Source organism: Rubripirellula lacrimiformis (assembly GCF_007741535.1).
Taxonomy (GTDB): domain Bacteria; phylum Planctomycetota; class Planctomycetia; order Pirellulales; family Pirellulaceae; genus Rubripirellula; species Rubripirellula lacrimiformis.
Genome location: NZ_CP036525.1, coordinates 5,395,900 through 5,409,905, shown reverse-complemented (window position 1 = coordinate 5,409,905; position 14,006 = coordinate 5,395,900). Strand labels below are relative to the sequence as shown.

14 protein-coding genes are annotated in these 14,006 nt (G+C 56.1%); 11 read left to right on the top strand and 3 right to left on the bottom strand.

Going from position 1 to position 14,006, the window contains the following annotated elements; translation table 11 throughout:
• Positions 1 to 13 precede the first annotated feature (13 nt).
• The gene (locus K227x_RS19025) at positions 14 to 205 is read left to right on the top strand and encodes a hypothetical protein (RefSeq protein WP_145171974.1); all 192 of its coding nucleotides are present in this window, start codon (positions 14 to 16) and stop codon (positions 203 to 205) included.
• Here K227x_RS19025 and K227x_RS19020 read toward each other — a convergent pair.
• Both K227x_RS19020 and K227x_RS19015 read right to left on the bottom strand, forming a co-directional pair.
• A complete protein-coding gene (locus K227x_RS19020) occupies positions 186 to 1,163 on the bottom strand; it encodes a glycine zipper domain-containing protein (RefSeq protein ID WP_145171972.1) in 978 nt (325 codons plus the stop codon). The two genes, K227x_RS19025 and K227x_RS19020, sit on opposite strands and share 20 nt — an antisense overlap.
• A 132-nt stretch (positions 1,164 to 1,295) precedes the next feature.
• A complete protein-coding gene (locus tag K227x_RS19015) occupies positions 1,296 to 1,583 on the bottom strand; it encodes a hypothetical protein (RefSeq protein ID WP_145171970.1) in 288 nt (95 codons plus the stop codon).
• Between the two features lie 105 nt (positions 1,584 to 1,688).
• Between K227x_RS19015 and K227x_RS19010 the strand changes: the two genes are divergently transcribed.
• The 5 genes from K227x_RS19010 to K227x_RS18990 all read left to right on the top strand — a co-directional run bounded on the left by K227x_RS19010 (position 1,689) and on the right by K227x_RS18990 (position 6,734).
• Positions 1,689 to 2,120, top strand: coding sequence for a hypothetical protein (locus K227x_RS19010; protein ID WP_145171968.1), 432 nt, complete (start codon positions 1,689 to 1,691; stop codon positions 2,118 to 2,120).
• A 139-nt stretch (positions 2,121 to 2,259) separates the two neighbouring features.
• A complete protein-coding gene (locus K227x_RS19005) occupies positions 2,260 to 3,618 on the top strand; it encodes an ATP-binding protein (RefSeq protein WP_145171966.1) in 1,359 nt (452 codons plus the stop codon).
• Complete coding sequence (locus K227x_RS19000) at positions 3,615 to 4,883, top strand: tetratricopeptide repeat protein (protein WP_145171964.1); 1,269 nt, start codon at positions 3,615 to 3,617, stop codon at positions 4,881 to 4,883. The genes K227x_RS19005 and K227x_RS19000 overlap by 4 nt, the downstream gene beginning before the upstream one ends.
• 113 nt (positions 4,884 to 4,996) lie before the next feature.
• Positions 4,997 to 5,860 (top strand): serine/threonine-protein kinase, encoded by an 864-nt coding sequence (locus K227x_RS18995; protein ID WP_246145927.1) that lies wholly within the window; start codon positions 4,997 to 4,999, stop codon positions 5,858 to 5,860.
• A gap of 58 nt (positions 5,861 to 5,918) precedes the next feature.
• Positions 5,919 to 6,734: a PP2C family protein-serine/threonine phosphatase gene (locus K227x_RS18990; RefSeq protein ID WP_145171962.1), complete on the top strand. Its 816-nt coding sequence runs from the start codon at positions 5,919 to 5,921 to the stop codon at positions 6,732 to 6,734.
• A 179-nt stretch (positions 6,735 to 6,913) separates the two neighbouring features.
• Here the strand turns inward: K227x_RS18990 and K227x_RS18985 are convergent, their stop codons facing one another.
• Positions 6,914 to 8,947 (bottom strand): ABC transporter ATP-binding protein, encoded by a 2,034-nt coding sequence (locus tag K227x_RS18985; protein ID WP_218933373.1) that lies wholly within the window; start codon positions 8,945 to 8,947, stop codon positions 6,914 to 6,916.
• Positions 8,948 to 9,142: 195 nt separating this feature from the next.
• On the opposite strand from K227x_RS18985, the gene K227x_RS18980 reads away from it, so the two are divergent.
• From K227x_RS18980 to K227x_RS18960, 5 genes are all read left to right on the top strand, one after another.
• Positions 9,143 to 9,832 (top strand): acylneuraminate cytidylyltransferase family protein, encoded by a 690-nt coding sequence (locus K227x_RS18980; protein WP_218933372.1) that lies wholly within the window; start codon positions 9,143 to 9,145, stop codon positions 9,830 to 9,832.
• Between the two features lie 290 nt (positions 9,833 to 10,122).
• The gene (locus K227x_RS18975; RefSeq protein ID WP_145171957.1) at positions 10,123 to 10,905 is read left to right on the top strand and encodes a motility associated factor glycosyltransferase family protein; all 783 of its coding nucleotides are present in this window, start codon (positions 10,123 to 10,125) and stop codon (positions 10,903 to 10,905) included.
• Positions 10,906 to 11,204: 299 nt separating this feature from the next.
• The gene (locus K227x_RS18970; RefSeq protein WP_145171955.1) at positions 11,205 to 12,260 is read left to right on the top strand and encodes a glycosyltransferase family 8 protein; all 1,056 of its coding nucleotides are present in this window, start codon (positions 11,205 to 11,207) and stop codon (positions 12,258 to 12,260) included.
• Between the two features lie 120 nt (positions 12,261 to 12,380).
• Positions 12,381 to 13,070: a class I SAM-dependent methyltransferase gene (locus tag K227x_RS18965; RefSeq protein ID WP_218933371.1), complete on the top strand. Its 690-nt coding sequence runs from the start codon at positions 12,381 to 12,383 to the stop codon at positions 13,068 to 13,070.
• 242 nt (positions 13,071 to 13,312) lie between these two features.
• Positions 13,313 to 13,969 (top strand): class I SAM-dependent methyltransferase, encoded by a 657-nt coding sequence (locus K227x_RS18960; protein ID WP_218933370.1) that lies wholly within the window; start codon positions 13,313 to 13,315, stop codon positions 13,967 to 13,969.
• Positions 13,970 to 14,006: the final 37 nt, after the last annotated feature.

The window sequence follows — 14,006 nt, the reverse complement described above, 5'->3', positions numbered from 1 at the left end:
TCGCAGCCGTCGAATGTCTGCTTCCGCCGCGATCGCGGTCCATCCCGCAGGCGATTTCGGGGCCGTTGGCAATGTTTTGCCCAGTGATTCAGGCCGAACCGGCCGGTCGATCGCTGCCCGTGGGATGGAAATGGATTGGTTGCTCGGTGCAGCGGGGATAGCCAAAGGATCGCTGCGAGCGACTTTTAGTTTCCAGGACCGGTGAACGCGGGCGCAGTCAGCGTTGGACCTTGGTCGTCCCAAGATTCGTCGAACTTTTCCAAGCCAGACGCGCTGGGGGCATTCGGTCCGTTTTGAATGATGCTGTTGCCGTAAAGATCGGGTGATCCGGTCGGTGTTCGATAGGAACGTTGTGCCGGTGCGGGTAGCGGTTCGGGTAGCGGTGCGGGGGCCGGTGAAGTGAATGGTGCAGGGGCTTCTGCGATGACGCCTTGCATTGCATCGATCACGGTTTCGCTGACGCCCTGCTGATGAAGTTCGATGATCTCGGACACCGCCAGCGATCGAGTGATGCCGCGGGCGTTGATTTGGCGGACAACCATCGCGTCGCTGAGCCCGCTGTTGACCAAAGCAATGACGTCCCGGTTTGACAGCGGTTGCTGCGATTGGGCGCCTGCAGGCACGCTTTGGCGATAGGGGGCCGTTATCGTGACCGAATAGGGATTGGCCTGCGAACCTACAACGACTTCTTCGGTGTACGGCGACGGCGCGAAATAGTGTGCGTCGTAGTAGCTTGGTTGATGGGACGTGTAGGGGTGGTGTGAACGGTACGGCGCCGGGTGGCCCGAATGGGGAGCGTTGTAGTGGGGCGCGTGAGGATAGGGCGCGTTGTAAGACGGTTGCCGTTGATGAGCACCACCGTAGGCGGGCGCTTGCAAAGGGTATCCCGAATGGTATTGGCGATCGTGCTGAATCCGTTGATCCTGGGCGTCGCCGATGGCGCCACCGGCGATTGCACCGACGGCTCCGCCGATCAGAGCGCCGGCGGTTTCGTTGTTCCCTTTGTCACCGATCGCCACGCCCAGGGCTGCGCCGGCCAAACCACCTAAAACCGCACCGCGTCGGCGGTGCAGGTGATCCTGCGCAAACGCGGTCGGGATCGTTACGGAATCAGAGAACGTAACGGTAGCCAGTAGTGCGGCCAAAGAGATGCGTCGGATCATGGGAAAGCCGATCGAAGTGAATGGTGGCGACGTGCAAAATGTGTCCACCTGAAAGATGCCACATGGCAGCTGCGCGGCTAGGAAAATCACTTCGAATTTTCTAATTGGGTCGACCTGGCCGGTCACGGCAACCTATTGGACGGTTCCGGCTTCGTCGGCATCGGCTGCCGTATCACGCACCAAGATGCTGGGGCCATAGACTTCGTTCATGCGGGCAGGCGATTGCAGGATGGACGTCGCGGTGGTTGACAATGCGTTGGAACGCTGGGCCGCCACTGCTGGTGGCGTCGCCATCCGCTGCGGCGTCGCTCGCGACGCCCGGCTCATGCTGGTTCGATAGCGGTTATAGGGATTTCGGGCTTCGGCGAACGAAACCATCAGGGATGCCAAGGTGGCGACGGCGATCAGGCGGGAAAACATAAGGCAGGAACTCAGGCAGGTGCGGAATCAAAAAGGTCCGAAGAATGACGAGACGAGTCTGTTTCAACTCTTACACACTCCCGTTCCCTGGGCGCCTAGAAAAAGATGTCAGGGGAGGGAACCGTCCCCTCGCTGACTCTGCTAACCTGGATGATCGTGATCGCTTACCATGATGCGGTCGCGGCCGAGGCGGCTACCACGCTTCGCCTTCCTGGCCCGCTGTCGCAATTCCGCTGTTTTCACGATACCGCTGTTGGTGCCCCGTTCATGTCCAACGATCCTTTCGCTCGTTTTGAAAGTTCACGCGGTGGCTGGTTGATTCCAATCTTGTTGTTCGTAATCGGTGCTTTGGGGACGATGGTCGGGATCCGCGCGATTCACGGGTTGGAGGTACCATCGACCCAGCAGGAATCGACCCAGGACGACCTGCCGCAAAGTGAATCCGCAACATCGGAACCCTCCGGCATCCAACGCACCAGACGCATCCAACGCACCAGCCGCATCCGACGCAACATCGCTGGACGCCGAATCGCCTGATTTGAACTCCACGGATCGCCAATAGTCAGCATCCGTTCGCGAATGTTGCCGGGCGGTTTGGCCGCCCCGGCGGGGTGACTGGTCCAAGCACCTCGAAGCCGATTTGATTTTCCTTCCATCTTTCTCTGCCGGATTTGTCGTGACAGACGCCAATCAAGCTGCCATCGCCGCTCTCCAAAACGCTGTTGCGTTTGCGCCTGATAACATCGAATTGTCGAATCAGTTGACCCGACTGTTGGTCGAACTGGTGCGGTACGAGGAAGCGGAGGCAAACGTCCGCGCATCGCTGGCGTTGCACCCCGGCAACGTGGCTTTGCAGCTGACCTTGGCAGACATCTATTGCCGCCAACGAAAGGATTCGCACGCCTTGGCGATCGTTGAAACGTTGGCGACCGGCAAAAAGGCAGACGCACGGGCGATGGTCATGCACGCCCGGCTGCTGCAGCGTGGCGGCGACATCCGTAGCGCCGTTTCGACTTACCGTGACGCAGTCGATCGCGATGAAGACGTGGCAGATGCTGAACTAGAGAGTCTGCTAGGGATCACGGATTTTCGTGAACAAGAGGACGATCTAGAACCCGACGCCGCGGCTTGGCAGGACGGTGACCTGGATGACGAGGAGATCGAGTTCAAGACCGAACGGCCCACCGAGGGGTTCGAATCGGTCGGCGGAATGGAATCGGTCAAAGAGGACATTCGTGTCAAAATCATCTATCCGATCGAACATGCCGAAATGTTTGCTGCCTATGGCAAGAAGGTCGGCGGTGGCATTCTGTTGTACGGACCTCCCGGATGCGGGAAGACCCATTTGGCCCGTGCGACCGCAGGCGAGGTCAAAGCCGAATTCATGTCCATCGGCATCAACGATGTGTTGGACATGTGGATCGGCAACAGCGAAAAGAACCTGCACGCTTTGTTTGATCAGGCCCGGCGCAGCAAACCATGCGTGTTGTTCTTTGACGAAGTCGACGCATTGGGGGCCAGTCGCAGCGATATGAAACGCAGTGGCGGTCGGCAGTTGATCAACCAATTTCTGTCGGAACTGGACGGCGTCGAATCGAACAACGACGGCTTGTTATGTTTGGCGGCCACCAATACACCCTGGCATTTGGATTCTGCGTTTCGTCGCCCAGGCCGATTTGACCGCATCATCTTTGTGCCACCGCCGGACGCGGCGGCGCGAGCCGAGATCTTCCAATTGCAACTGGCCGGAAAGCCCACCGATAGTGTCGACGTGGTCAAGTTGGCTTCCAAAACGACGGACTACTCCGGAGCCGACATCAAGGCAGTGGTCGATCGTGCGGTGGAGGCGAAGTTGCACGAAGCCGTCAAAACCGGTTTGCCCAAGCCGATCACGACCAAGGATCTATTGGCATCCGCCAAGGATGTTCGGCCATCGACGCGTGAGTGGTTCTCGACGGCTCGCAACCACGCCCTGTATGCCAACGAAGGCGGGCTCTATGACGACATCTTGGATTATCTGAAGATCAAACGATGAGCGATCGATTTCAACGTATCCAGATGTTGGCCGGGACCGGTCGTTTGGACTTGGCGGAACGTGACCTGCGGCAAATGTTGGCCGAAGAACCACGCGATGGATTGGCGCATGCCTTTCTGGCGATGGTGCTGATCTCCGACGAAAGTCGCTGGGATGAAGCGATGCGCGAGGCCAAGACTGCGATCGGGGTCGAACCTGATATGGCCATCACGCATTATGCGCTGGCGCTGTGTTACCTGGCTCGGAATCGATATGCCGAGGCAGAGGCGTCCGTCATCGAATCGTTGCGGCTGGATCCCTACGATCCCGATGCCCATGCCACACTGTCCCGTGCCCATTTGGGCCGCAGCAACTATGCCGAAGCCTTGGCTGCCGCCGAGCAAGGGTTGGCGGTTGATCCGGAACATACCGAATGTGGCAACCTGCGTTCGATCATGTTAGAGCGTCTTGGGCGAGGCGAAGAAGCGATCGCATCGTCGCGTGCCAACCTGGCGCGTGACCCCGACAACGCGATGTCTCATGCCGCCCACGGTTGGACCTTGTTGAACAATGGGCGCCACCAGGAAGCTCAGGTCGCGTTTCGCGAAGCACTGCGGTTGGACCCGCACGATGAAATGGCACGCCAGGGGCTGATTCGGGCGATGAACAATCGCAGTTTCGTGTTTCGGCTGATCCATCGATTTTATGTCGCGATGAGCCGGTTGAATTCGCGAGCCGCGTTTGGCTTGATCTTCGGTGCTTGGGTGCTGATGCAGGTGCTAAGCAGCGTGGCTGGCCGGGTGCCGATCCTGGCACCGCTGATTTTTCCGTTGTTGGTCGTCTATGTTTTGTTCGTGGTGCTGACTTGGATCGCCAATCCCTTGTTCAACACGGTGCTAAGGTTTCATCCCTTTGGTCAACATCTGTTGAGCCGGACCGAGCGATGGGCGTCGAATCTGATGGCGCCGGCTTTGGCGTTGGCCGTGTTCGGGCTTGCGTGGGGGTGGTGGATGGACAGCTTTATGTTGGGGGTGTTGGCCGGTGCCTACTGGATCGGTGTGGCGATCATGGTGGCCGCGGCATTTTCGATGCCTACCGGCCAGCGCAGGTTGTTGGTGGGTGGCGCGGGCGTGTTGGTCGCGTGTGTACCCATCTATGGTGTCGTTCAGTCGGTGCTAGCACCATCCTTTGATCCGTTGTTTGGATCCTTCCAGGCATACGGGTACAGTTTGTTAGCGATTCAGATCGGCAGCCAATTCGTCGCCGCCCAACCGGTCCGTCGCTAATCGTGCCTGACGCTAATCGTGCCTGACGCTAGGGGATTGGCAACGGTCCATCGATGTGGATTTGTTTTTACTTTGCGTCGTAGACAATTCTTTGTTTAAGACGAAGATGTCTGTTGTTATCTTTCCACGCCGAGTCCAACGCGTTGACCAAGCCTTCGTTCAAGATCCCGGATGTCCAATCGACGGCGAAAGTCCGTGTCGGATCCCGCATTGGTAAATACCGATTGGACCGCCGAGTGGGAACGGGCGGTTTTGCGACGGTCTATGCCGCAACCGATACTCTGTTGGGGATCAAGGTTGCGCTGAAGATCCCTTCGGTGGAATCCGTGTCTCAGGAATTGCTGGACGAATTTCGTCGCGAAGCCCGGCTGACGATGCGTTTGGATCATCCCAACATCCTGCCCATTCGGGATGCGGCGTTCGTTGATGGCCAGTTCTTGATCGTGTCGCCGCTGGCCGAACGGACATTGGATGACCGACTTGCCAAACGGATGGCGTTCCTGACCGCGTTTGACTTGATTCACCAATTATTGATGGGCGTCGCGCACGCGCATAGCAACGGGGTGATCCACTGTGATATCAAGCCCGAGAACGTTTTGCTGTTTGATGGCAATGTCGTGCGGTTGGCTGATTTTGGGATCGCCAAGGCGGTCCAGCGTACCATCAGCAGCAACGGGACCGGGACGGTCGGCTACATGGCCCCCGAACAGGCGATGGGAAAGCCGTCGGCACGATCCGACGTTTTTTCCATCGGATTGATCGCCTACCGCACCATGTCGGGGAAATGGCCCGAGTATCCGTTCGACTGGCCGATGGCGGGGGGGGCCAACTTGCGTCGTCGTGCACATCCCGACCTAATCGCTATTCTCCGGAAAACCCTTCAAATCAACCCTCGTCACAGGCATCGCGACGCGAATGCACTGCTGGCAGATTGGGAAAAAGTGCGTTTGAAGGCAACTCGATTTGCGAAACGCTAGTCGCCCGAGGGGTAGAATAGAACAGACCGATCTTTTCCGTTCCTTTGAAATCCCGACCATGTTGACTACGACCGCCCAGCCGCTCCGTCGCCTGTTTGTCGAATCCGATATGGATGCGGCGGAGGTCATTGGCGTGTCCAGCGGTCATCTTGCAGTGTTTTGTCGACGTTGCCCGGGAAAGATCGAGCCCAATGATGATTCGGCGGCCTTCATCCAAACGGCATCGGGCAGCATCGTGATGGTTGTCGCCGATGGCGTCGGCGGATCGCCGCTGGGGTACAAGGCGTCGGCCATCGCAGTCGAATCCATCATCGAAGGCGTCCAAGACGCAGAATTGTTCACTGACCTTCGGCCAGCAATTCTAGATGGTATCGAACGAGCGAACCACGAAATATTAGACATGGGGATCGGAGCGGCGACCACGTTAGCCGTTGTCGAGATCAGCGACCGGGTGGCTCGCGGTTACCAAGTCGGTGATTCAATGGCTCTGATGATTGGCCAACGCGGCGCGATTCGTTGGAAGTCCACGCCGCATTCACCGGTCGGCTACGCCATCGAATCGGGGCTGTTGGACGAAGATGATGCGATGCATCATGACGAACGTCACGTGGTTTCGAATCTGGTCGGATCACGCAGCATGCACATCGAGATCGGTCCTGCCACCAAGCTGTCGCCGCGCGATACGGTCGTCGTCGGCAGTGACGGTTTGTTCGACAACCTGCATATCAGCGAAGTGATCCAGCGAGCCAAAAGTGGCAAGCCGCAGCAGCGAATTGCATCCCTGGTTCAACTGGCCAACCAACGGATGCTCGAATTCATCGACGGCGAACCGGGCAAACCGGACGACCTGGCTGTTCTGATCTACACGCCCTAGCTTTGGATTCGCTAGCCGTGGTCATCTGGCCCGGCATCGGATCGATGGCCAACAGGTGCGTTCGAATGGGGACTTGGGGACTTGGGGGATCGTGATCGTCTGTCGCGTGAATCGTTTCCGGTCAACAGGAACTTCAGCAAAGGGGCGTTGGTCCCAGCGGTCGGCATCTGGACTTCGTGCTATGCAGCACTAGCCCGTTGGGGTTTTGGGATCTCGATCAGTTCACCCACTCGCATTTCATAGGTTGCGTCGGCGATCGCCAGCAGAGCTTCGCGGTGCGTCACGATCAGAATCGTGAAACGGCCCTTCATCGATTCCAGCGTCGCTCGAATCTGCAGTTCGCTGCTCATGTCGATCTGGCTGGTTGATTCATCCAATACCAGGATTTCAGGGTCTCGCAGGATCGCTCGCGCCAGTGCGATCCGCTGACGTTGGCCGCCACTGAGTCGTTGGCCTGATTGTCCGACGATGGTTTCGTAGCCGTGTTCCAGCGCCGAAGTGATGAACTCGTCTGCGTGTGCTTGCTTGGCAGCTGCGACTACTTCCGCGTCGGTTGCATCGGGGCTGCCATAGCGGATGTTGTCCATCACGCTTCGGTTGAACAATTCCGTGTTCTGACTGACAACTGCAATCCGTTGGCGGATTTCACGCAGCGACATGTCGCGATAGTTCACGTCGTCCATCATCACGTCACCGGATACGGGGTCGTGATAGCGTCCCAGTAGATGCAGCAGTGTCGATTTTCCGCTGCCATTGGGGCCAATGATCGCGACGGTCGATCCACGGTCGATCGTCAAGTTCAATGACTTTAGGACGGGTTGATCGGGGGTGTAGTGGAAACTGACGTCGCGGAAAGTCAAACGCGAATGAGGGGCGGCAGGCGACTTGGGGGAGTCAGTTTCAGCCACGAAATCAGGGTGGTCCAACAGTCCATAGATCCCGTTCGCTGCAACGCCACCAAGGTGAATCGATGTGAACACGCCAGAGAGTTTCCGCAGTGGGTCACTGGCACCGACCAACAGGCCAAAGAAGATCAGCAGCAACGAGATCGTCATCGGTTCGTCGCAAATACGAACACCCATGATGTGAGTTTCTTGATTGACGATCAAATAGGACCCGGCACAAACTGTGATCGCAATCATGCCAACGCCGATCAGTTCGGTGAACGGCTTGCTCATGCTGTTGTAGAACGTCATGGCCATCGAAAAGTCCTGCATCTCTTTGGTGACGCCCTGAAATGACTTCTCTTCGGCTTCTTCCATCGTGTAGGCCTGAACCGTGAACAGATTGTTCAGTGCTTCCAGGATCACTTCATGGAATCCAGCGTTCTTGGCCAGCAAGGTTGCGCCGGCGGCCCGAAGTTTCCGATTGAAATAACTGACAAAGAACACCAGCAGTGGTGCCATCACCAGCGACAAAAACAGCAGCCGCCAACAGACGAACGCGGCGCCGATCAGGCACGACACAATTCGTAAGGGTTCACGCACCGCGGCGCCAAAGAAATTCATCAGACCGATGGACAATGCATCCGAGGTTAGCGTGATATTGGCTAGCAAACCGCTGGTGCCGTAGTTGTCGTAGGTGCGCCGGTCTAAATGCAGCCCGCGTTGGAACACTCGCATTCGCAGCGACCTCACGATGCTGGTCGAGACACGGGCGATCAGCAGATCGTTGGATAGCATCAGAGCATGTTTCAGCATCGTGCTGACCACAAGCACGCCCATGATGCAGCAGACCGTCATGAACGGATCGGTGGGCAAGTAGTTTTCAGCCCCGGCCAGGAACCATTGTTTCCAAGCCAAGGATCGACGGGCCGAGGCTAGATCGTCTTCGATTTCACTGCGTTGTTCCAGTTCGGCTGGTGTCTCGGCAGACTGCAACGGGACCAATTTCGCCTGGTATTCCTGGATGGATGCCTTCGCCTCGTCGACCTCGCCGCCAAGCCAGGTCTGAGACGATTCGCCCTGAAGCGTCAGTTCAATGACGGGCCAAAGCGCACCGATGTTGCCGCCCCAAAGGGCTGCGACCCCAAGCGAGCAGACGGTCGCTAGCAGGATCGAAGGCCAGAAGTGCCACGAGTCACGAATTGCACGTCGAAAGTTTTTCATGCTGTTAAAAATGGAACCAGGGTCGTTCAACAGATGCTGTCTGGCACTGGCACGATTGCCAACGCCGACGATTCGTCTATGGAAATAGACAAAGAACGCTGCCATGTCCATCCTGAAACGGAATAGCAATGGGCTGGAAAACGGGGCATGGTGCACCGGCCATTGGATTTCCCTAACAGAAGCCCGTTCCTTTTCGATCTTGACGATAGCTTCAAATGTTGGGTAATTCTTGGTCGATTGGGTGGGGCTGGAGCACGCCCCAATCCCCTGTTTCGTAGCTACTTCCTGTGGGCAAAATCGATGAAACCTGAAATTGTCGCGTTAATCGGAGTTCGGGGTGGCTCGCAGCGAGTCAAAAACAAGAACTCGCGACCGTTCGCCGGAAGTAACCTGCTTTCGATCAAAGTGGAGACGCTACTGAGCGTGCGCGGAATCTCGCGAGTCATCGTCAACTCCGAATGCGAGCAGCTGCTGGATATTGCCAGGCGGGCCGGAGCCGAAACCGTCGTACGCGATCCGGCCTTTGCAACCGATCACGTGACGACAAGTGACTACTACAAGCACGTTGCCGAAAACTGTCCTGGCGACATCATCCTGTCGGCAACGGTGACCACACCGCTGTTCAGATCAGAGTCCTACGAAATTGGCATTCGGCAGTTCGAGGATGCTGAGCGAGCGGGGTACGATTCGGTCACCTCTTGCTGCGCCGTGAAAGAGTTTTTGTACCAGGACGGGAAGGCGCTCAACTACGATCCGTCGCGCCAAGTGCGATCCCAGGATTTGCCCAACATTGTGGCCATCAACTATGGCTATTCGATTATTCGTCGGACGGACATGATCCGCCTGAAGAACATCGTCGGCCGTCAGCCATTGATGGTCGAAACGCCACGCGTCGAGTCGATCGACATCGACACCGCGGAAGATTTCTTCATCGCCGCAACGCTCTATCAGGCCTTGCGTGAACAAGTTCCAGCGCGGGCCGCAGCCTAGGGAGTCGCCGTCGGTCGTGTCCGTTGATGTTTCGTTGATTGCGTTTTGGGATGGCTGCGTGAACCGCGGCTCCTCGGCGTTGGGCAGCAGGTCGTCCTTTTTGCGGTCGAAACTGGCAGGGTGGGGTGACTTTGTTCAAGCCATGCTTTGCTCACGTTTTCGGTTGCCTTTTCCGCCCGAGGATTCCTTCATTGACTCGCGATAGCCGGAAAGTATCTGCACTTAGGTACCTGGATCCTCGAACGCTTCGGGGTGTCTGGCAGTCTAGGCATTTAGGTCTGCTGCATGCTTTGAAGTTGCACCTCGTCAATGATTGGCGGATGCCAGCGGTGGACCTCGGTAGTCTGCCCATTTGGTTGGATCTGTGCCGTTCGTCTTCACACCAGTTTCGCAAGATGAAGGGGCAGTGGGAGGGGGAGACCGTGGTGTGCGTAGGCAACGGCCCGTCGATCAACCAAACCGACTTGCGATGTTTGGACGGTGCCAAGGTGATTGGTACCAACCGCGCCTATATGCTGCTGGATCAGTTTTCGCCTTCGGAATTTTGTCTTGCTATCCAAGACAATCAGCGGATGGTCGAATTGGAATCCGATCTGCAGCGTCTCAGTTGCACGCTGCTGTTTGGGAATCTGTATTTCACTCCTGATTCAGTGCCTGCGGAATGGATGTTGGCGGGCCGGGCGAATCAGTTTTGCTATCTTCCGTATGTGGACTGGGTTCATGACGAGGGTGTGATTCGCCCCGTAGCCAATTTTTCGCCTGGCTTCTCTTCGGACCCCACCAAGTATGTTCACTACGGCTATAGCATCATCTTTAGTGCAATCCAGTTCGCGGCGTATTTCGGTGCGAAACGGATTGTGTGCATCGGAATCGACATGGACTTCTCGCAGGGCAACAGCTTTTCGAAAGACGTGAAAAACATTTTCGAACCGTTTCGCTACGAGCAGCATGCAAAGCCAAACTTTGAGTTGATGCACGCTCATTTGGCGTCCGTCGGTGTCGAGCTTGTCAATGCTACGCCGGGTGGTGCCGTGGATGCGTTGCCTCGAATGACGCTAAAAGACGCCATTTAGCATTGCGGTGATTTGCGAGCATTTGCCGCATCTGTGGGGGGCGTTACAGGTGTTTTTTGCGAAGTCTTTTGTGGCGACGGTGGGGTGACCGGAAGCCATGTTCTGCGAAAGGCCATTCGTGATGGTCGGGGCGACGCATGTTGTCTATGCAGGTCTGGGGGGGGCTTGTTTCAGACTTGACGACCGTTTCGTGGCTTTGGTATCTAAAGAAAACATAAGAATTGACTAGGTGGCAGCGTGTGCAATTCAACGCAATCTCGATCCACTCGGTCAACCAGTATTTGAGCAGGGGCCGCGTGATGATGACAGATTCAAACAAGTCCAGCCCGATGGTGGTTGTGACCGGAGCCGATGAAAACTACAGCATTGGATTGGTTGTCACGATCCAGTCAATGTTGATGCATTTGGGGCCTGGCCGTCGTGTCGTGCTTCATGTGTTCGATGGCGGGATCTCGCCCGAGTCTAAAAAGCGAATTCTAGACTCATGGACTGACCAGCGTCTAACGACCCACTGGCACCAAGTCGACATGAAAGATTTTGCCCACCTCACCACGGCGGGGCATTTGAACCATACGACCTATCTTCGATTGCTGATCCCTGATTTGCTTGGTTCGGAAGTTGGCAAGGTTATTTATCTAGATTCCGATCTTTTGATCCGCCGCGACCTAGGCTTGCTCTGGGATGAAGACGTCGAACCCTATTCCGTGTTGGCCGGCCAAGAGGTTTCTAGTCCGTACGTGGATTCTGAAATCGTATTTGCCGAGAGCCCCGAGAAATACTCGAAGCTTGGCACGACTGCTCCGATTGCAAACTACCGTGAAATTGGTATTTCGCCTGACGCCAAGGTGTTCAATGCAGGGGTCCTTCTGATCAACGTTGCCAGGTGGCGAAGTGAACGCGTTCCTGAGCAAGCCTATGAATGCTTGCAGCGCTATCGCGAGCACGTGCTATTCTGCGATCAGTATGCCTTGAATGTCGTGCTGCGTGACAGTTGGAAGGAGATCGATTCAAGGTGGAACCAGAATTCCCACTTCTACGCGTACACCGATTGCCACGATAGTCCGCTCGATGAGGTCACCTTTCGGGATCTGACAGATGACCCATGGATATGCCATTTCACTTGGATCTACAAACCGTGGTATTCCGACTGTGTGCATCCTCACAAGGACGAGTACGTTGCCTGTTTGCGAACGACCCAATGGCATCGCCATCGGCTGCAGCGAAATCCAGCGTTGAAACGCGATCGGCGTACGTTTCGTCAGTGGGTTGCTAGGCGCAAGGGCAGCATCGAGCGGCGTCTCACTCGGCTAGGAATCATCAAGGCGAACGAAGATTCGATCCGTCGAGCAGCGTAGCCAGGCTGCGGTTGTGCGTCCGAAAGACTGTTTCACTCAATCATTCTAAAATCCGAAAATCTAAAAATGACCATGGAATCGAATCCCAACAGCCCCACGTTCTGCTTCGACGACTTGAAGTTGCATTGGCAAATGACGCGATGTGAAAAATTCGCATTCAGCAAACTTATCGAGACGGCCGCTCCACAGGTTGCGATTGAGATCGGAACCTACAAGGGGGGGAGTCTTCAGACCGTCTCTAAATTTTCAGAAAAGGTTTACTCGCTAGACATCGACCCTGATTGCAAGTCGCAGTTGGGCCCTCTGTTCCCGAATGTGGACTTTCGCACCGGCGACTCGAAGTCGATGATTGCGGATGTGCTTGCCGAGATTAAGCACAGTGGTATGGAGCTGGGGTTTGTGCTGATCGATGGTGATCATACGACCGAAGGTGTGCGCGGCGATATCGAAGCGCTTTTTCAACACGTTCCTACTCGCGATGTAACCGTTGTTTTCCACGATAGTTTCAATCCGGCCGTTCGTGAAGGGATACTATCTGCCGCTTGGCAAGACTGTCCGTTTGTGGAATTTGTCGAAGTGGATTTCATTCCCGGTGTGTTCCATCATCAAGCCTTCGACACTGCAGAGGCCGGCAGCATGTACGGCGGATTGGCGGTAGCTAAGCTGAGTCCCCAGTCGCGAACGGGACCAGTGAAGATACATCAGTCACAGCAAGGTTTGTTTGATGTGGTTTACCAATCTTCGTGTTATGTGGGCAAGGGATCCAAGTCACGCAGTGGCTGGTTCAAGCGTTTTTCGAAGGCTGCGTAGCAAACGCTGAATTAAATGCGAGTATCGGGGCTCGGGTTTTCGGGCTCGAAGCTGTGTCTTGGAATGCGATGGCAGTGCCGTCGGAAACCCCGTAAGGTTTCCCTCGCATGACGCATCACGTGCGATAGCGATGGATGCGTTGCTTTGGTTTTTATCGCGTGTTCTTCTCGGTGTTATTTGTCGTTTGGATTTCCAAATGGCATGGACGAGAGTTTTTTTACCTTTGTTTGCGATCCAGTGGCATGATTGTTCAAAGTCCTCGGGGTTCGCTGGAGCGGACCAAAAACTTCGTCAGTTTTGTGCGTGACGGTTATCGATCGGCATGTGGAAAGCAGCGAAAGCACACTGTCGGGGCCCAGCGGAGTGTGGCCGATCGGGATCTGGAAGAGTGGGGATTCCACAGCAACACTGTGTCGGGTGAAGAATGGGCGTTGCTATCGCAGATGGTGGCTGAGTCGGCCAAGTTCGACGGACCGATTGTGGAAATTGGTGTGCTTGCCGGGCGGACCACGCAGCGAATTGCGTCGGCGAAATCGTCTGAGCAGAAGATCTTGGCGGTCGACAATTTCTGTTGGAATCCTTGGGGACTATCGGCTGACGAACAGTGGAGTCTGGTTTGCCTGTCGCTTGGGTACCTCGTCGAGAACGATGACGTCGAAATCTGCCGCACAGACAAAAACGAATTTTTCGAATCCTACGATGGGCCGGCGCCAGCATTGGTCTTTGCCGATGCAATGCATGACTACGAAGAAACCAAGAAGGACCTGCTGTGGGCCAAGAAGGTGGGGGCCGGAATTATCTGCGGCCATGATTACTCGGATGATTTCCCCGGAGTGAAGCAAATCGTGGACGAACTCGGTGGGCCTCGACTGCTAGCCGGCAGCGTGTTCGTTCTGTAGCTGATGGTTGTGGTCTCGATCACACGCTTCCCCTGAA